14 protein-coding genes are annotated in these 17,172 nt (G+C 66.5%); 6 read left to right on the top strand and 8 right to left on the bottom strand.

Annotated features, from left to right (window positions below):
• The first annotated feature begins 166 nt into the window (after positions 1 to 166).
• Complete coding sequence (locus tag G5S35_RS11005; protein ID WP_110327953.1) at positions 167 to 448, top strand: type II toxin-antitoxin system RelE/ParE family toxin; 282 nt, start codon at positions 167 to 169, stop codon at positions 446 to 448.
• An 11-nt stretch (positions 449 to 459) separates the two neighbouring features.
• A complete protein-coding gene (locus G5S35_RS11000) occupies positions 460 to 765 on the top strand; it encodes a HigA family addiction module antitoxin (RefSeq protein ID WP_183038301.1) in 306 nt (101 codons plus the stop codon).
• A 46-nt stretch (positions 766 to 811) separates the two neighbouring features.
• On the opposite strand, the gene G5S35_RS10995 is transcribed toward G5S35_RS11000, so the two are convergent.
• From G5S35_RS10995 to G5S35_RS10975, 5 genes are all read right to left on the bottom strand, one after another.
• The gene (locus tag G5S35_RS10995) at positions 812 to 2,641 is read right to left on the bottom strand and encodes an ABC transporter ATP-binding protein (protein WP_065058144.1); all 1,830 of its coding nucleotides are present in this window, start codon (positions 2,639 to 2,641) and stop codon (positions 812 to 814) included.
• Between the two features lie 475 nt (positions 2,642 to 3,116).
• Positions 3,117 to 3,749 carry a riboflavin synthase gene (locus tag G5S35_RS10990; RefSeq protein WP_124260804.1) on the bottom strand — a complete coding sequence of 211 codons (633 nt, stop codon included), beginning with the start codon at positions 3,747 to 3,749 and terminating at the stop codon, positions 3,117 to 3,119.
• Positions 3,750 to 3,790: 41 nt separating this feature from the next.
• Positions 3,791 to 4,960 (bottom strand): bifunctional diaminohydroxyphosphoribosylaminopyrimidine deaminase/5-amino-6-(5-phosphoribosylamino)uracil reductase RibD, encoded by a 1,170-nt coding sequence (gene ribD, locus G5S35_RS10985; protein WP_065058146.1) that lies wholly within the window; start codon positions 4,958 to 4,960, stop codon positions 3,791 to 3,793.
• Positions 4,961 to 5,082: 122 nt separating this feature from the next.
• A complete protein-coding gene (hemL, locus tag G5S35_RS10980; protein ID WP_065058147.1) occupies positions 5,083 to 6,378 on the bottom strand; it encodes a glutamate-1-semialdehyde 2,1-aminomutase in 1,296 nt (431 codons plus the stop codon).
• Between the two features lie 253 nt (positions 6,379 to 6,631).
• Positions 6,632 to 7,258, bottom strand: coding sequence for a hypothetical protein (locus tag G5S35_RS10975; protein WP_124260770.1), 627 nt, complete (start codon positions 7,256 to 7,258; stop codon positions 6,632 to 6,634).
• Positions 7,259 to 7,658: 400 nt separating this feature from the next.
• On the opposite strand from G5S35_RS10975, the gene G5S35_RS10970 reads away from it, so the two are divergent.
• On the top strand, positions 7,659 to 8,882 hold the full coding sequence (locus G5S35_RS10970) for a Bcr/CflA family multidrug efflux MFS transporter (RefSeq protein WP_065058148.1): 1,224 nt from the start codon (positions 7,659 to 7,661) through the stop codon (positions 8,880 to 8,882).
• Between the two features lie 249 nt (positions 8,883 to 9,131).
• Here the strand turns inward: G5S35_RS10970 and G5S35_RS10965 are convergent, their stop codons facing one another.
• From G5S35_RS10965 to zwf, 3 genes are all read right to left on the bottom strand, one after another.
• Positions 9,132 to 11,048 (bottom strand): bifunctional transcriptional regulator/glucokinase, encoded by a 1,917-nt coding sequence (locus G5S35_RS10965; RefSeq protein WP_183038300.1) that lies wholly within the window; start codon positions 11,046 to 11,048, stop codon positions 9,132 to 9,134.
• Positions 11,029 to 11,730: a 6-phosphogluconolactonase gene (gene pgl / locus G5S35_RS10960; RefSeq protein ID WP_183038299.1), complete on the bottom strand. Its 702-nt coding sequence runs from the start codon at positions 11,728 to 11,730 to the stop codon at positions 11,029 to 11,031. Before pgl ends, G5S35_RS10965 begins: the two co-directional genes overlap by 20 nt.
• Positions 11,731 to 11,850: 120 nt before the next feature.
• A complete protein-coding gene (gene zwf / locus G5S35_RS10955; protein ID WP_065058151.1) occupies positions 11,851 to 13,317 on the bottom strand; it encodes a glucose-6-phosphate dehydrogenase in 1,467 nt (488 codons plus the stop codon).
• Between the two features lie 622 nt (positions 13,318 to 13,939).
• Between zwf and G5S35_RS10950 the strand changes: the two genes are divergently transcribed.
• From G5S35_RS10950 to G5S35_RS10940, 3 genes are all read left to right on the top strand, one after another.
• The gene (locus tag G5S35_RS10950) at positions 13,940 to 15,187 is read left to right on the top strand and encodes an ABC transporter substrate-binding protein (RefSeq protein ID WP_065058152.1); all 1,248 of its coding nucleotides are present in this window, start codon (positions 13,940 to 13,942) and stop codon (positions 15,185 to 15,187) included.
• A gap of 140 nt (positions 15,188 to 15,327) precedes the next feature.
• Positions 15,328 to 16,269 (top strand): carbohydrate ABC transporter permease, encoded by a 942-nt coding sequence (locus G5S35_RS10945; RefSeq protein WP_065058153.1) that lies wholly within the window; start codon positions 15,328 to 15,330, stop codon positions 16,267 to 16,269.
• A complete protein-coding gene (locus G5S35_RS10940) occupies positions 16,259 to 17,116 on the top strand; it encodes a carbohydrate ABC transporter permease (protein WP_173816816.1) in 858 nt (285 codons plus the stop codon). The genes G5S35_RS10945 and G5S35_RS10940 overlap by 11 nt, the downstream gene beginning before the upstream one ends.
• Positions 17,117 to 17,172: the final 56 nt, after the last annotated feature.

Here is a 17,172-nt window from a genome sequence, read left to right as displayed (position 1 = left end):
TTTTGGGGCGCCGGGCGGTGCGGGCGGGCCTGCGCTGGCGCTGCCGGCGCCCGGCCCCGTCTGGATCAGGCTCGCGCAGGCATTGGCCGAACGGCTAGCTGGTCGCAGCGTGGCGCCGTCGCGACAATGGTAACGTTTGACGTTATTAACGCAAGGCGTTACTATCATGGCCATTACATCGTTTGCCTGTCGGGACACCGCAGCGCTTTTCGCCGGGCGCCGGATTCCGCGCTTCGCCGCCATCGAAACGGTGGCCGTGCGCAAGCTCCAGCAAGTCCACGCCGCCACCACGCTGTCGTTTTTGCGCGCATCGCCCGGCCACCGGCTGGAGCCGTTCAACGGCAACCTGGCGGGGTCGTACAGCATTCGCGTCAACGCGCAGTGGCGCATCGGTTTCGATTTCGCGCAGGGCGAAGCGTCGCAGGTCCGCATCGTCGACTATCACTGAGGAACATCAACATGACGCGTGAAGTCCCGCTCGCTACGCCTGGCGAAATTCTCAACGAGGACTGGCTCAAGCCGCTCGGCGTGAGCCAGTACGCGCTGGCCAAGGCTATCGGCGTGCCGCCGCGGCGCATCAACGAGATCGTGCTCGGCAAGCGCGCCATCACGGCCGACACGGCCGTGCGGCTCGCGGTCTATTTCGGTACCGACGCGCGCAGCTGGATGGAGCTGCAGGCGCACTACGACACCGAGTGCGCGCGCGAGGCGCTCGCCGACATTCTCGCGAACATCCAGCCGCACGCGCGCGCCGCCGCGCCGTGACTCCGCGACCCCGTGACACACACGGCGCGCTCCGTCGAGCAAACGCTTAACGCAGCAACACGTCGTCGGCGAGACCCTTCGTGAGCTCCAGCGCCTGGCGCTCGAACAGCCGGCGATACAGGCCGTTTTCGCGCCGCACGAGCGCATCGTGCGTGCCTTCCTCCACAATGCGGCCGCGCTCCAGCACCAGCAGCCGGTCGAGCGCACGCACGGTCGAAAGGCGGTGCGCCACCACCACGGTCGTGCGGCCGACCATCAGCCGCTCCATGGCCTGCTGGATCAGCAGCTCGCTTTCGCTGTCGAGGCTCGACGTGGCTTCGTCGAAGATCAGGATCGGCGCATTCGCGAGGAACGCGCGCGCGATCGCCACGCGCTGACGCTCGCCGCCCGACAGCTTCACGCCGCGTTCGCCGACCAGCGTGTCATAGCCGTTCGGCAGCGCCATGATGAAATCGTGCGCGCTCGCCTGCTGCGCGGCGTGGACGATCTCGGCGTGCGTCGCGCCCGGCCGCGCGTAAGCGATGTTCTCCGCGAGCGAGCGGTGGAACAGCACCGGTTCCTGCTGCACGATGGCGATCTGCGAGCGCAGCGAGGCCTGCTGCACGCGCGCGATGTCCTGATCGTCGATCGTGATGCGGCCTTCCGAGACGTCGTAGAGCCGCTGGATCAGCTTGATCAGCGTCGTTTTACCGGAGCCCGAGTGGCCGACGAGGCCCACACGCTCGCCCGGCGCGATGCGCAGCGTCAGGTTCGAATAGAGCGCGGCGTTCTGCGCGCCGTAGCGGAACGTCATGTTCTCGAAGCGGATGTCGCCGCGGTCGATCACGATCGGCGGTGCGCCGGGTGCATCCTCGATGCCGAGCGGCTCCGTATCGAGCATCACGAGTTCTTCCATGTCGTTGACCGAACGTTGCAGATTGCGCACGTGCATGCCGACGTCGCGCAGATAGCCTTTCAGCAGGAAGAACAGCGTGAGCGCGAACGTGATGTCGCCGACGCTCGCGAGGCCGCGCGCCCACAGCAGCAGCGCCGCGCCGAGAATGGCGGCCTGCATCGCCACCAGCAGCGCGCCCTGCACGCCGCCGTTGAAAGTGCCGCGTCGCCACGTGCGGCGCGTGCGGCTGTCCCACTTGGCGATCACGCGCGCGAGCCGCGACTCTTCGCGCGTCTCCGCACCGAAGGCCTTCACGACGGCGTTGCAGGAGATCGCATCCGCGAGCGCGCCGCCCATCTTCGTGTCCCACTGGTTCGCGAGCCGCGCGGACGGCGCGACGTAGAACAGCGAGAGCGACACGGTGATCGCCAGATAGATCGCCGAGCCGAGGCCGACCACGAGGCCCATCACGTGCCACTGGAGCGCGAGCAGGGCGGTCGAGCCGACCAGCATCACGAGCGACGGAAACAGCGCGACGAGCAGCGTGTCGTTGAGCAGATCGAGCGCCCACATGCCGCGCGTGATCTTGCGCACGGTCGAGCCCGCGAAGCTGTTCGCGTGCCAGTCGGTCGAGAAGCGCTGCACGCGATGGAAGGCGTGCGTGGCGACGCCGCTCATCATCTTCAGCGTGAGGACGATGATGTTCTGGAACGCGGCCTGGCGCATCAGCGTGCCGCCAAGTCCGAGTGCGGTGAGCGCCCAGAACGCGAAGACGGCCCCGTGCCACGCGGCGGCGTTGCTGCCCGCGGCGTCGTGCGCGAGGGCGTCGACGAGCTGGCCCGCGTAATGCGGCGTGAACACGTCGGCGAGTGCGCCAAGCAGCGCGGTCAGCGCGACGGCGCTCACGCGCAGCGGCTGGAGCATCCAGTGCCGGAACGTGAAGCCGAGTACGTGGCGGAACGTCTGTCCGCCGGTCACTTTTTGATTGTCTTGGTCAGCCATGGGATGGCGCTTCGTGCCGGGTGGCGCGAAGACTTCATCGAGAATGCGAAAAAGGGCGGCGCAAAGCAGCCAGCGCGAAGAGCAGCGGATGACGCGGAGAAAAACGTCTCGCGCGCCGGCTTGAAAGCCGGACGCAAACAGGCTGAATCGCGGAAAAAACGGCGCGGCGGAATCGGGCCGCGCGAATTGCGCCGGACTACGGCAGTGCGGGAAGCAGGAGGGTCGCGCGAGACGACATCACCCGAACTCGCAGCATCACGGCAGTGGACTCAATCGTTGCCATCTTTGCCTCCTTGTTCGAAGTCGGGTGAGAAAACCGCAACGCGCCGGACGGCACGTGCGAGTAAGGTATGAAGTTTATCAGCGCTACTGAATTTCTGCTGGCCCATTTGCGCGGGCGCTTTCGTCGTGGCATTCACGACACATTCGCGCGCCGTCGTGGTGCGCGAATGTGTCGGAATCGAGCCGATCTACCTCAGGCTGAAGGCTTGGCCGACACGCCCGCCGAGAGCATGCGCTCCACATAGCGCGCGATCAGATCGATCTCCAGATTTACTTTCGTGCCTGCCGCGAGATGCTTGAGCGTGGTGACTTCCACCGTGTGCGGGATCAGGTTGATCGAGAACTCGCAGCCGTCCGCGCGATCGTCGACCGAATTCACGGTCAGGCTCACGCCGTTCACGGTGACCGAGCCCTTGTAGGCGAGGTAGCGGCCGATCTCGACGGGCGCGAGAATGCGCAGCTCGTGCGACTCGCCCACGGGCGCGAAGCGCGTGACCGTGCCGAGGCCGTCCACGTGGCCCGAGACGATGTGGCCGCCGAGCCGGTCGTGCGCGCGCAGCGCCTTTTCCAGATTCACTTCGCCCGTGTCGGCGAGACCGACGGTGCGGTTCAGGCTTTCGCGCGACACGTCGACGTCGAACGTGGTCGCCGATTTGTCGATGACGGTCATGCAGGCGCCCTGGATGGCGATGCTGTCGCCGAGCTGCACGTCGTCGAGGCCGAGGCCGCCTGCGTTGACGCGCAGGCGCACGCCCGCGTCGGCTTCGCCGCCGAGCGGCTTGATCGATTCGATACGGCCCACGGCCGCGACGATTCCGGTAAACATCTGGCTGTCCTCTAGCTGTTCGTTCAGGGTGTTCGGGAGAATCATGATGCGTCGCCTTCTTGTGCGTCCTGCGTGTCCGGTTCGCCGTGCTCGTCGTGCGCTTCGGGTTGCACGACGCGCGCGAGCACGCGCAGGTCGTCGCCGACGCGCTCGACGCTATGGAACGCGAGACGCGTGCGCGCATCGAGCGAGGCGGGCGCGGCCAGATCGGCCATGCCGAGCGACTGCGTGCCGAGCAGCGAGGGCGCGAGATAGACGAGCAGTTCGTCGACGCAACCTTCGCGCAGCAGCGATCCGTTGAGCTTGTAGCCCGCTTCCACGTGCAGCTCGTTGACGCCGCGCGCTGCGAGTTCCGTGAGCATCGCGGGCAGATCGACCTTGCCGTGCTCGTTGCCGAGCGCGACGATTTCCGCGCCGCGCGCGCGCAACGCGTCGGCGCGTTCCTCGGTGGCGGCGTCGAGCTTCGAGCAGAACACGAGCGTGGGCGCGCCCACGAAGATCTGCGAGAGCGGCGAGGCGTCGAGGCGGCTGTCGATCAGCACGCGTTTGGGTTGGCGCGGCGTGTCGATCGCGCGCACGGTCATGCGCGGATCGTCTTCCTTCACGGTGCCGATGCCCGTGAGAATGGCCGAGGCGCGCGCGCGCCAGGCGTGACCGTCGGCGCGCGCGGCTTCGCCCGTGATCCACTGGCTTTCGCCCGAGGGCAGACCGGTGCGGCCGTCGAGCGTTGCGGCCACTTTCATGCGCACCCACGGACGCTTGCGCGTCATGCGCGAGACGAAACCGATGTTCAGCTCGCGCGCTTCCTTCGCGAGCAGGCCGCAGCGCACGTCGATGCCCGCGTCGCGCAGGATCGAGAGGCCGCGCCCGGACACGAGCGGATTCGGATCTTCCATCGCCGCGATCACGCGCGCGACTTTCGCTTCGATCAGCGCATTCGCGCACGGCGGCGTGCGGCCGAAATGACTGCACGGTTCGAGCGTCACATAGGCGGTCGCGCCGCGCAGATCGTGGCCGCGCGTGCGGGCGTCCTTCATCGCCTGGATTTCGGCGTGATCGAAACCGGCGGGCTGCGTGAATCCTTCGCCGATCACCGCGCCGTCCTTGACCAGCACGCAGCCGACGCGCGGGTTCGGATCGGTGGTGTAAAGGCCGCGCGTCGCGAGGGCGAGCGCGCGTTCCATGTGGACGAAATCGGCTTGCGAGAACATCGTCGTGCTTTCTCCGCGGCGGCGGTCGGTTGGACGGGCGGGGCGTGCGCCCCGCCTTCGGCTGGGTGGTCGCTTGTGCGTCGGCTAGTGTGTCGGCCTATGCGTCGGCGCGTGCGCGGCGCTTACTTCGCCGCGGCTTCGGCGGCGAAGGCGCGGCGCGCGGCGGCAATCGTTTCGTCGAGGATCGCGTCGTCGTGCACACTCGACACGAAGCCCGCTTCGTACGCCGACGGCGCGAAGTACACGCCCGCGTCCAGCATCTGATGGAAGAAGCGGTTGAAGCGCGCGACGTCGCTCTTCGTGACTTCGGCGAAGCTGCCGGGCACCTTCTCGGCGAAATAGAGGCCGAACATGGCGCCCACGGAATCGGCGACGAACGGCACGTTCGCTTCGCGCGCGGCCTGCGTGAGACCTTGCGCGAGACGCGCGGTCTTCGCGCTCAGGTCTTCGTAGAAGCCGGGCGCCTGAATCAGTTGCAGCGTCTTCAGGCCCGCCGCGACGGCGATCGGGTTGCCCGAGAGCGTGCCCGCCTGGTAGACGGTGCCGTTGGGCGCGAGGTGATCCATGATTTCGCGACGACCGCCGAACGCCGCCGCCGGCATGCCGCCGCCGATGACCTTGCCCAGACAGACGAGGTCGGCTTCCACGCCGTAGAGCGCCTGCGCGCCGCGCAGACCGACGCGGAAACCGCACATCACTTCGTCGAAAATCAGCACGCTGCCGTGCTTCGCCGTCAGGGCGCGCAGCGTGTGGATGAATTCCGGCGTGGCCTTCACGAGGTTCATGTTGCCCGCGACCGGCTCGATGATCACGGCGGCGATCTCGTCGCCGAACGCCTTGAACGCTTCTTCGAGCGCGGCGACGTTGTTGTATTCGAGCACGGTGGTGTGCTTCGCGGTATCGACCGGCACGCCCGCCGATGTGGGGTTGCCGAACGTCAGCAGGCCCGAGCCGGCTTTCACGAGCAGGCTGTCGGCGTGGCCGTGGTAGCAGCCTTCGAACTTGACGATGCGGTCGCGCTTCGTGAAGCCGCGTGCGAGACGCAGCGCGCTCATGGTCGCTTCCGTGCCGCTCGACACCATGCGCACCTGTTCCATCGACGGCACGATCTTGCAGATTTCCTCGGCGATCTCGATCTCGGCCTCGGTCGGCGCGCCGAACGAGAAGCCGTTGGCGAGCACGCGCTGCACGGCTTCGAGCACTTCAGGATGGACGTGGCCGACGATCATCGGACCCCACGAACCGATGTAGTCGATGTAGCGCTTGCCTTCGGCATCCCAGAAATACGCGCCTTGTGCGCGCTCGACGAAGCGCGGCGTGCCGCCGACCGAGCGGAATGCGCGCACGGGCGAGTTCACGCCGCCCGGAATGGTGCGCTGGGCGCGTTCGAAGAGAGCCTGGTTCGTGGTGTTGGACATGGGTGCTGGACCTGCGAGAGTGGTAGAGCGCGGATCGCGCGGCCGGGTGGTCTCGCGCGTCGTCGACGGACCCCGGCGGCGTCGCGGGCGTGGCATGCGTCACGCGCGGCGCGGGCGAGGGGGCGGTTCTCCCGAAATTGTACCGGAGTCGCGCCGAACGGGCCGGGGGCCGGAACCGCGGCCGGGGTGGCGCGGGCGCGACTGCGCGGGGCTCGGCGGCACTGCGCGGCAGCGCCTGGCGCGCGGCGGAACGCTAGCGCGAAGGCGTGCGGCGCGGCGTGGTGCGGGGCGCGCGGGGTTGGCGTGAGCGGGTGCGTGGCGCGGCGGATTGCGTCAATTCGGCGCGGCGCTCGTTCGCCGCCGTCAGGCGCGCCGGTTTTTGCGTCGCTGCTTGTGAGGCCTCATACGCGTGCATCGCCGCGATGGCCGTCGGGGGCATCGGCCGTTTGCCGGTCAGCTCGGCCCAGCGCTTTTCGAGCGGTCCCTCGGCGACCGGCTTGATGACCGTGCCCGAACTTTGCGCATCCCACGTCTGCACGGAAAACGGATGCACGCGCAGCGCGTCGCGCCCGATCGCCACCTGCTCGTGGGCATCGACGAGCCAGTCGTAGACGAAGTCGATGCACAGCCGGTAACCGCGCTTGTACGCCGGATCGGGCACCTCGTAGGGCGCGCGCGTCACGTAGCCCGAACCGAACAGTCCGCGCGGCTCGCTCGCGACGCGGTGCAGGAACACGCGGTCGCCGGGCCGGATGCCGCGCGCGAAGCCGCAGCCCCAGGTATCGGCGACGGCCTCGCCCGCCTGCACGCGGCGCGCGAAGTCGGGCAGTTCGGGCCAGGGCCACTTTTTGGGGCTCCAGATCAGCAGAAAGGCAGTCATAGACGGCGAAGAGAGAAAGACAGCATGCGGACGCGGACGGCGTGGCGAGCGTCGATGTCGTCGCAACGACGGGCGCCGCGCCGCCCGCAAAGCGCGCAGCTTAGCGCAAGCTCGCGCGGCGTGGCCGCGATATCGCGCACGGCAATCGGCGGAAAAGCGCGAGCAAGCGGGCGCGAGGCAAGCGAACGAAAGGCGCGTGAAAGTCACGGAAAGGGCCGCGAATGGCGGCTCGGTTACAATGCTTCGGCTCCGTCGCTGTTTGATTCGTCCGTTTTTTACGTCGATTTCGCGTCGTTCAGCGCATGCCCCGTGCGTGCTCCGCCGCGGCGCCGACGTCGGACCTCGCGGCCCATGACACCGAAACCGCGTCCACGCGCGCGGTCCGCTTCAGCCAGATCCCATGTCCCATTCCACGCGAAGCCGGCCCGATGGCCGGTTGATCCTGTTGCTCGGCGCGCTCGCCGCCTGCGGCCCGCTCGCCACCGACATGTACCTGCCGAGCCTGCCCGCCATCGCGCAGTCGTTCGGCGTGACGGCCTCCGCCGCGGCGGCCACGCTCACGAGTTTCATGGCCGGTTTCTCGATCGGCATGCTGCTGTACGGCCCGGTCTCCGACGCCTACGGCCGCCGCCCCGTGCTACTCGGCGGCATCGCGCTCTTCACGCTCGCGAGCGTCGCGTGCTGGCTCTCGTTCTCGATCGGCTCGCTGACCATCGTGCGCTTCCTGCAGGCGCTCGGCGCGGGCGCGGCCTCGGTGCTGGCGCGCGCGATCGCCCGCGACGCCCACGCGCCGTCGGACGCCGCCAAGGTGCTTTCGATGGTCGCCATCGTCACGTCGGTCGGGCCGCTGCTCGCGCCGCTGATCGGCGGACAGTTGCTGCTGATCGGCGGCTGGCGCGTGGTGTTCGTCGCGCTGACGCTGTTCGGCGTGGTCTGCGCGGTGGCCGCGTGGCTGCGCGTGCCCGAAACCTGGCCGCCCGAGAAGCGCGAAAGCGCCGCCGTGCTGCGCTCGTTCGCGGCGTACGGACGTCTGCTGCGCGATCCGCTCGTCTGGGGGCACATGCTGTGCGGCGGCATGGCGTTCGCGTCGATGTTCACCTATATCTCGGCGACGCCCTTCGTCTATATCGAGTACTTCCACGTTTCGCCGCAGCACTACGGCCTGTTCTTCGGCGTGAACGTGTTCGGCATCATGCTCGGCAACTTCCTCAACACGCGGTTCATCGGTCGCATGGGCACGCTGCGCATGGTGTCGATCGCGTCGATGGTGAGCGTCGTCGCGTCGTTCTTCGTCACGCTGATGTGCGTGACGGGGTGGGGCGGGCTGTGGTCGATCGTGACCGGCCTGTTCTTCGTGGTCAGCGTGGTGGGTTTGCTCGGCGCGAACTGCGCGACCGATCTGATGTACCGCTATCCGCAGAACGCGGGCGCGGCGGCTGCCGTGTTCGGCGCGGCACAGCTCGGGCTCGGCGCGCTGGCGAGCGCGGTGGTCGGCTGGTTTCCGGGCGTGTCGCCGTTCGGCATGGGTTGCACGATCGGCGTGTGCGGCGCGCTGACGTGGGTCGGACGCCGCCTCGTCGTGAAGTGGCACGCGCATCCTGCGCCGGGTGTGGCGGCGGAGTGATCGTGTTGCCGATCAGGTTGGACAATCGCAACTAACAGCCCCTGCGTCTGCGGACCGGGTGCGTGTGAGCGTGCCGGAGAGGTGGAAAGCCGGAAAGCTGCGAAAAGCTCGAAAGTAAGACAGCCGCAAAACAAAACGGGACGTCCATGGACGTCCCGTTTTGTTTCGATCGCGCTCGCTACCCGTCACTGTGGCACGTCACTGTTACGCGTCACTGCGCGCGTGCGCGATTCACGCCGGCCGCGCCGATTACTCGCGCGGCGACGACGAGGCCCCGTGACTGAGCCAGTCGAGCACCGCCGACGCATCGTCGTCCGCGTGTTCGCGCGCCTGCGCCACCGTGCTGCTGACCTCGTTATCGGGCGAGGCACGGCGAATCGCCACGCCCACCGCGAGAATGTCGATCATCAGCAGATGCAGGATGCGCGAGATCATCGAAAGCTGCGACTCGCGCATCTCGATGTGATCGGTTTCGAGCGCCACGGTCGCGCGCTTGGCGAGCGGCGTGTTGCTCGACGTGATCGCGATCACCTTCGCGCCGGCCTGCATCGCCACGTCGAGTACGCGCAGCAGTTCGGGTGCGCGCCCCGACTTCGACACGGCCACGATCACGTCACCCTTGCCGAGTAGCGCCGCCGACGCCGCCTGCATGTACAGATCGCCGTACGCAATGGTCGGGATGCCGAAGCGGAAGAACTTGTAGTGCGCGTCCTGCGCGACGATGTGCGAGTTGCCGAGCCCGTAGAACTCGATGCGGCGCGCGCCGTTGAGCAGTGAAATGGCCTGTTCGACGTGCTCGAAATTCAGATGCTCGCGCAGTTGCAGGATCGCCGAGACGGTGTTGTCGAGCACCTTCGCGCCGAAGTCCGTCGCCGTATCGCCCAGATGCACCTGGCTGTGGCTCACCGGAATCGTGCCGGTCAGACCGGTCGCGAGCTTGAGCTTGAAATCGGACAGACCCTGGCAGCCCAGCGAGCGGCAGAAGCGGATCACGGTCGGCTGGCTCACGTCGGCCTTGCGCGCGATATCGACGATCGGATCGTTGATGATCGAGCGCGGATGATTCAGCGCGAGATCGGCCACGCGGCGCTCGGCCGGCGTGAGCGCGTCGCGCATCTGGCGGATGCGCTCGAACACGGCCGACGAGCCGCCGCCCGCGCGGTTCGACAACTGCTCGGCGAGAATCGCGGAAACGCCCAGAAACGCCGGGTATTCCGCCGTGATCACGTAAGTGGGCACGTTCGCGAGATAGGTGTCGAAGCGGCCCTTCGCCTCGAAGCGCTGGCGGAACGACGAGCGCATGAACAGCTCGCCCAGACGCGGCACCACGCCGCCGCCGATATAGATGCCGCCTAGCGAGCCCAGCGTCATCGCGATGTTGCCCGCGAAGCTGCCGAGAATGCCGCAGAAGCACTCGACCGTTTCGAGCGCGAGTTCGTCGCCTTCGAGCGCGCGCGTGACGACGTCCGCCGTGTCGAGTTCGGCGGCTACTTTCTTCTTGTCGCGCGCGGCGAGCGCACGATAGATCAGCTCGATGCCGGGACCCGCGCACACGCGTTCGAACGACACGTGTGGCCACTTCTTGCGCGCGAACTGCAGCACGACATCTTCGCGCTCGTCCTGCGGCGAAAAGCTCGCGTGACCGCCTTCGCTGCCGAGCGCGATCCAGCGGTCGTCGGCGGGAATCAGGCCCGAGACGCCAAGGCCCGTGCCCGGACCGAGCAGGCCAATCACGCTGTTCTGACGACGCTGGCCGCCGCCGACCTGCACGCGCTGCGCGTCGGTCAGACCCGGCAGCGCCATCGCGAGCGCGGTGAAGTCGTTCACGACCAGCAGCGTGTCGAAGCCGAGCGCACGGCGGGTGGCTTCGATCGAGAAGGTCCAGTCGTGATTGGTCATGCGCACCTGGTCGCCGTCGACCGGATTCGCGATGGCGATGGCCGCATGATTCACGCGGCCGATCTTCGTGTCCTTCAGGTATTGCTGGATGACCTCGGCGACGCCCGGATACTGCGCGCACGGATAGACGCGCACCTGGCCGATCTCGCCCGGAGCCGTTTCCAGCGCGAAGCGCGCGTTGGTTCCGCCGATATCGGCGAGCAGCCGCGCTCCGTCGGCGTGCTGGCCCGCGCCAGGGGCGGATTTGTTAGGCGCACCAGTAGACATCGAGTCTCACTCCCTTGTCGTTCGCCAGTTTCGAAATGGCGTTTTTCTGTTCTGTCGCGGCTGCTTGCTGCAGCACGTCGAGTTTGCGCTGTCCCGCGATCAGCAGGAACAGGCGGTCCACCTGGCGCAGCGCCTGCATCGACCACGAGATGCGCGCGTGCGGTGCGGCCTGCGGATGCACGGCCACGAACGGGCGCGCCGTGGTGATGGCTTCGTGCCACTCGGGCGCGTCGGCGAAGATCGAGGCCGTGTGGCCGTCCTCGCCCATGCCGAGCACGGCGACGTTGGGCAGCAGACGTTGCGGATCGGCGTTGAGCGCGGCCACGTGCGCGTCGAGATCCTGCGACACGTCGACGAGCGGCAGGAAGCGCGCGCTGGCGGCTTCGTTCTTCAGCAGGGTTTCGTGCGCGAGGCGCGCGTTACTGGCCGAATCGGTTTCCGGCACCCAGCGGTCGTCCACGAGCGTGACGTCGATGTGCGACCAGTCGAAGCGATGCGTCGACAGGGTCTCGAGAAACGGACGCGGACTCGTGCCGCCCGAGACAGCGAGCGTCGCCCGGCGCGCACCGGTGCCGGGCGCCGCTTGCAGAGCGCTGAGCGACGCATGTAGCGCGTCGCCCACGGCTCGCGCCAGCGCGTCGGATTGGACGCGCGGGTCGTCGAATACGTGAAGCTCGATCACTTCTCCTCCAGGCTGCTTTTTTGTAGGTCTGCGGGGTCATTCATCTGTGCGTTCCTGCCTGCGCGTGGCCCGGCAAGGCCGCGCCGCGCGCGTCGATTCTCTTGCCTCAATTCACTCGCCTCAATTCTCTTCCTCGAGCCAGCAGGTGCCGTGCTGCGCCAGCATCGCGCTCGCGGCCGCCGGTCCCCACGTGCCCGCCGCGTACGGCTTGGGCGCGCGCGTGGACGCGGTCCACTCGTTGAGGATCGGCTCGACCCATTTCCATGCGGCTTCCTGCTCGTCGCGGCGCACGAACAGCGCGAGGCGCCCGTTGATCACGTCGAGCAGCAAACGCTGATACGCCTCCATCTGACCTTCGCGGAAGAACTGGTCGAACGCGAGATCCAGATGCACGCTCGCGAGATTCATGCCTTCGCCAGGCTGCTTGGCGAGGCAGTACAGACGGATCGTTTCGTTCGGCTGCAGGCGGATCACGAGGCGGTTCGAACCGGGGCGCAGCGCCGTGGGACCGAGCGCCGAATGCGGCACCGGACGGAAGTTCACGACGATCTCCGCGACGCGGTCGGCCAGACGCTTGCCGGTGCGCAGGAAGAAGGGCACGCCCGCCCAGCGCCAGTTTTCGATCTCGACCTTGAGCGCCACGAAGGTTTCCGTGTGGCTGTCGGGCTTCACGCCTTTCTCGGTCGCGTAGGCCGGCACCGGCGTGCCGCGGATGACCCCCGCGTGATATTGGCCGCGCACGGCCATCTTCTGGATCTCGTTCGGATCGATGGGCTTGAGCGCGCGCAACACGCGCAGCTTTTCGTCGCGCACCGAGTCGGAATCCATCGAATGCGGCGGCTCCATCGCAACGATCGAAAGCAGCTGCAACAAGTGGTTCTGCACCATGTCGCGCAGCGCGCCGGTGTTGTCGTAGAAGTCGCCGCGCGCTTCCACGCCCAGTTCCTCGGCGATCGTGATCTGGATGCTCTCGACCCATTCGCGGCGCCACAGCGGTTCGAACAGCGCATTGCCGAAACGCAGCGCGAGCAGGTTCTGCACCGGCTCCTTGCCGAGATAGTGGTCGATGCGATAGATCTGTTCTTCCGCGAAGATTTCGCCGACCGCGTCGTTAATCGCATTCGACGACTTCAGGTCGTAACCGAGCGGCTTTTCCAGCACGATGCGCGCGTTTTCGTTCAGGCCCACGGCGGCGAGCGCGCGGCAGATCGGCACGAACAGCGACGGGCCCGTGGCCAGATAGAACACGCGGATGCCGGGCAGCGCGGCGATGCCGTCGCGCAGATGCGTGAAGTCTTCGGCGCGCGAGAGGTCGAGCTTTACGTAGGCGATGCGTTCGAGGAAGCTCGCCCACGCGGCTTCGTCCAGACCGTTCTTCGAGACGTGCGGCTTGACGTGTTCCTCGACCCACTGAAGGTAGTGGGCGCGGTCGTCCTCATGGCGCGCGACGCCCACGATCTTGCCCGACTCGCCGAGCATGCCCGAGCGGTGCGCCTCGAACAGCGCCGGCAGGATCTTGCGCATCGCCAGGTCGCCGGTGGCGCCGAAGAGCACGAACGTGAAACCCGAATCGGTAGGGAATTGCATAGTCTCCGTCACAGTCCAGAGGGGGCCGCGGAACAAGGGTGAAGCGGGCGCCGGCGGCATGCCGGGCGGGCTCCGTCGAGCGGCCGTAGTCCGATAAAATTTTTTTTGACACTGAATTGTAGTTTAACTACAATCCAAATCAAGAGGTAACGTTCATTCGATGAAAAAAGTGCTGGGAAGCGCGGCGCGATGTGGGTTTGCGGCGCGTTTGCGGTGGTTTTGCACAGCAGTTTTTCGCGGGCGGACGGAACGTCCCTCATGTTAACGGACAATGGATTCGTCCATGTACGAGCCGGGCGCGGCAACAGACGCCTGGCCGTGGGATGTTCGGCCGCGTGACGCGTGCGGCGCCTCGACTGGCCGCGCACGCCAACCCTGCGACGCGGCCGGTGAAAATCAAAAGAGGAGACAGTCTTTGCAATCCGAACCACTCATCTCTTGAGCGTCCAGCGGCCGGACACCGGCCCGCGGCCCGCGCGCATCTAAAGACAATACGCGCGCGCGGTACTCCGGCGCCCGTCCGTCCCGTGTTTTGCCTGTTTTAAGCCTGTTTGAACCACACGCACCCTGGCGACATCAGGGGCCAACCGTTTTTTGTTCAGGTGTCTGGAGGAGATAAGCAATGAAATTCCGAGCGATCATGGGCGCCCTGTGCGCCGCAGGTCTGATGGGCGGCGTGGCTACGGCACAGGCGGCCGAGTCGATCGAAGTGCTGCACTGGTGGACGTCGGGCGGCGAGTCGAAGGCCGTCGGCGTGCTCAAGGACGACATGCAGAAGCAGGGCTACACGTGGAAGGACTTCGCGGTGGCCGGCGGCGCGGGCGCAGCTGCGATGACCGCGCTGAAGACCCAGGTGATTTCGGGTAACGCGCCGAGCGCGGCCCAGATCAAGGGCCCGCTGATCCAGGAATGGGCGGAACAGGGCGTGCTCGCCCCGATCGACTCGGTCGCGGGTGACTGGAAGGCCAACCTGCCGCCGCAGATCGACAAGATCATGCACGCGGACGGCCACTATGTCGCCGCACCGTTCTCGGTGCACCGCGTGAACTGGGTGTGGATCAACAAGGCCGCGCTCGACAAGGTCGGCGCCAAGGCTCCGACGACCTGGCCGGAATTCTTCGCCGTCGCCGACAAGCTGAAGGCCGCGGGCATCCAGCCGGTCGCAGCCGGCGGCCAGCCGTGGCAAGACCTGACGCTGTGGGAAGACGTGGTTCTCTCGCAAGGCGCGGACTTCTACAAGAAGGCCATCGTCGATCTGGACCAGAAGACGCTGACGTCGGCGCAGATGGTCGGCGTGTTCGACACGGTCCGCAAGATCGAGTCGTACATGGATAACGGCCGCACGGGCCGCGACTGGAACCTCGCCACGGCGATGGTCATCAACGGCAAGGCCGGCATGCAGTTCATGGGCGACTGGGCCAAGGGCGAGTTCGCGAACGCGAACAAGAAGCCGGGCGCGGACTACATCTGCGCACCGGTGCCGGGCACCTCGAAGGCCTACACCTTCAACGTCGACTCGTTCGTGTTCTTCCAGCAGAAGGGCCAGAAGGCGGCGACGCCGGGCCAGCTCGCGCTCGCGAAGACCATCATGAGCCCGGCGTTCCAGGAGCAGTTCAGCCTGTACAAGGGTTCGATTCCGGTCCGTCTGGGCGTGGATATGAGCAAGTTCGACGATTGCGGCAAGCAGTCGTACGCGGATGAGCAGACGGCCATCAAGGCCGGCGGCTACGTGCCGTCGCTCGCACACGGCATGGCGCAAGCCGACGCAACGGCCGGCGCGATCACCGACGTCGTCACGAAGTTCATGAACTCGAACCAGGATTCGAAGAGCGCGGTGGAAGCGCTCGCGAAGGCTGCGAAGACGAAGTAAAGGCGCACGACAGCCGCATCTGGCTGTCCTGAAGCAAGCAGGGTGTGCCCGCGTGGCACACCCTGGACATGACGGTTCAGCCCGAACCCCATCATCGTGTGAAAGCCCGCGCGCTTTCGCACCGTAACAGGAGTTGCGCAGTGACTGCTTCTCTTAGCGGCAACGGCAAGGCGGCCACGCCTGCTACCCGCCGCGCGTCGCCGATGGCGGCGCTCGCAGACCGCTGGATCCCGAAGCTGGTGCTTTCGCCCAGCATTCTGATCAGCATCGTTTTCGTCTACGGCTTCATTCTGATCACCGGCTATCTGTCGCTGTCGAATTCGCGACTGATGCCGCGCTACGACTTCGCGGGCCTCGAACGCTACCGCGAACTGTTCGCCAACGACGTCTGGTGGACATCGGCGCAGAACCTCGCGTGGTTCGGCATTCCGTTCATCGCCATCTGCGTCGCACTCGGCCTGTTCCTCGCCATCCTGCTCGATCAGCAGATCCGCCAGGAAGGCGCGCTGCGCGCGGTGTTCCTCTATCCGATGGCGCTCTCGTACATCGTGACGGGGACGGCATGGCAGTGGATCTTCAATCCCGACATGGGTCTGCAGCAGGTGCTGCACCAGTGGGGCTGGACGAGCTTCCAGCTCGACTGGCTCAACGACCCGGACAAGGCCATCTTCTGTATCGTCGTGGCCGCGGTCTGGCAATCGACGGGCTTTTGCATGGCGCTGTTCCTCGCGGGCCTGCGCGGCGTCGACAGCGAAATCTTCAAGGCCGCCCAGGTGGATGGCGCGACGCTGCCCACGATCTATCGCAGGATCGTGATTCCGAGCATGCGTCCGGTGTTCTTCTCGGTGCTGCTGATCCTGTGCCACATCACGATCAAGACGTTCGACCTCGTCGTCGCGCTGACCGCGGGCGGTCCGGGCACGTCGTCGTCGCTGCCGGCCATCTTCATGTACACGTTTTCGTTCAACCGCGGGCAACTCGGCGTAGGCGCAGCCTCGTCGATGATGATGCTCGCCACCGTCGTGGCCGTGCTCGTGCCGCTGATGTATCTGGAATCGAGGAGCACGCGCAATGCAGCCTAAGATGAAGCTGAGCCGCGTGTTCGTGTACGCGGCGCTGATCCTGTTCGCGTTGTACTTCCTGTTCCCGCTGTACGTGATGCTGTCGACGTCGTTCAAGTCGCTCGACCAGATCCACACGGGCAACATGCTGACGCTGCCGACCAGCCCGACCTTCGCGCCGTGGGTCAAGGCGTGGAGCGAGGCCTGCACGGGCGTGCGTTGCGACGGCATGCAGCCGTTCTTCATGAACTCCGTGAAGATGGTGATTCCGGCCGTGCTGATCTCGTCGATCATCGGGGCGTTCAATGGCTACGTGCTCACGCACTGGCGCTTTCGCGGCGCCGACGCGCTGTTCACCATGCTGCTGGTCGGCTGCTTCATTCCGTTCCAGGCGATCCTGCTGCCGATGGCGCGTCTCGAAGGCTTCTTCGGCCTGTCGAACACGATCGGCGGGCTGGTGCTGGTGCACGTCGTGTACGGCATCGCGTTCACCACGATGTTCTTCCGCAACTTCTACGTGAGCGTGCCGGCCGAACTCGTGAAGGCCGCGCGCATCGACGGCGCCGGTTTCTTCATGATTTTCACGCGCATCATGATGCCGCTGTCGCTGCCGATCTTCATGGTGTGCCTGATCTGGCAATTCACGCAGATCTGGAACGACTTCCTGTTCGGTATCGTGTTCTCGGGCGTCGATTCGATGCCGATCACGGTGGCGCTGAACAATCTCGTGAACACCTCCACGGGCGTGAAGGAATACAACGTCGACATGGCCGGTGCGATCATCGCCGCGCTGCCCACGCTGCTCGTCTACGTGATCGCCGGCCGCTACTTCGTGCGCGGTCTCACGGCGGGCGCGGTGAAGGGTTAAACCTGTCGGTCAGGGCGGGCGCGATGGCGCCGGCCCTGGTCTCATGCGCGATAGCG

Source organism: Paraburkholderia tropica (genome assembly GCF_014171495.1).
In the GTDB taxonomy this organism is placed as follows: Bacteria; Pseudomonadota; Gammaproteobacteria; order Burkholderiales; family Burkholderiaceae; genus Paraburkholderia; species Paraburkholderia tropica.
This window is presented reverse-complemented; position numbering and strand designations above follow the sequence as displayed.

Excerpts from the sequence above, each read along its gene's own strand:
- G5S35_RS10995 (WP_065058144.1), bottom strand. The coding sequence starts at position 2,641 with ATGGCTGACCAAGACAATCAAAAAGTGACCGGCGGACAGACGTTCCGC.
- G5S35_RS10965 (WP_183038300.1), bottom strand. The coding sequence starts at position 11,048 with ATGTCTACTGGTGCGCCTAACAAATCCGCCCCTGGCGCGGGCCAGCAC.
- G5S35_RS10940 (WP_173816816.1), top strand. The coding sequence starts at position 16,259 with ATGCAGCCTAAGATGAAGCTGAGCCGCGTGTTCGTGTACGCGGCGCTG.
- hemL (WP_065058147.1), bottom strand. The coding sequence starts at position 6,378 with ATGTCCAACACCACGAACCAGGCTCTCTTCGAACGCGCCCAGCGCACC.
- G5S35_RS10950 (WP_065058152.1), top strand. The coding sequence starts at position 13,940 with ATGAAATTCCGAGCGATCATGGGCGCCCTGTGCGCCGCAGGTCTGATG.
- ribD (WP_065058146.1), bottom strand. The coding sequence starts at position 4,960 with ATGTTCTCGCAAGCCGATTTCGTCCACATGGAACGCGCGCTCGCCCTC.
- zwf (WP_065058151.1), bottom strand. The coding sequence starts at position 13,317 with ATGCAATTCCCTACCGATTCGGGTTTCACGTTCGTGCTCTTCGGCGCC.
- G5S35_RS10975 (WP_124260770.1), bottom strand. The coding sequence starts at position 7,258 with ATGACTGCCTTTCTGCTGATCTGGAGCCCCAAAAAGTGGCCCTGGCCC.
- G5S35_RS11005 (WP_110327953.1), top strand. The coding sequence starts at position 167 with ATGGCCATTACATCGTTTGCCTGTCGGGACACCGCAGCGCTTTTCGCC.
- G5S35_RS11000 (WP_183038301.1), top strand. The coding sequence starts at position 460 with ATGACGCGTGAAGTCCCGCTCGCTACGCCTGGCGAAATTCTCAACGAG.
- G5S35_RS10970 (WP_065058148.1), top strand. The coding sequence starts at position 7,659 with ATGTCCCATTCCACGCGAAGCCGGCCCGATGGCCGGTTGATCCTGTTG.
- G5S35_RS10990 (WP_124260804.1), bottom strand. The coding sequence starts at position 3,749 with ATGTTTACCGGAATCGTCGCGGCCGTGGGCCGTATCGAATCGATCAAG.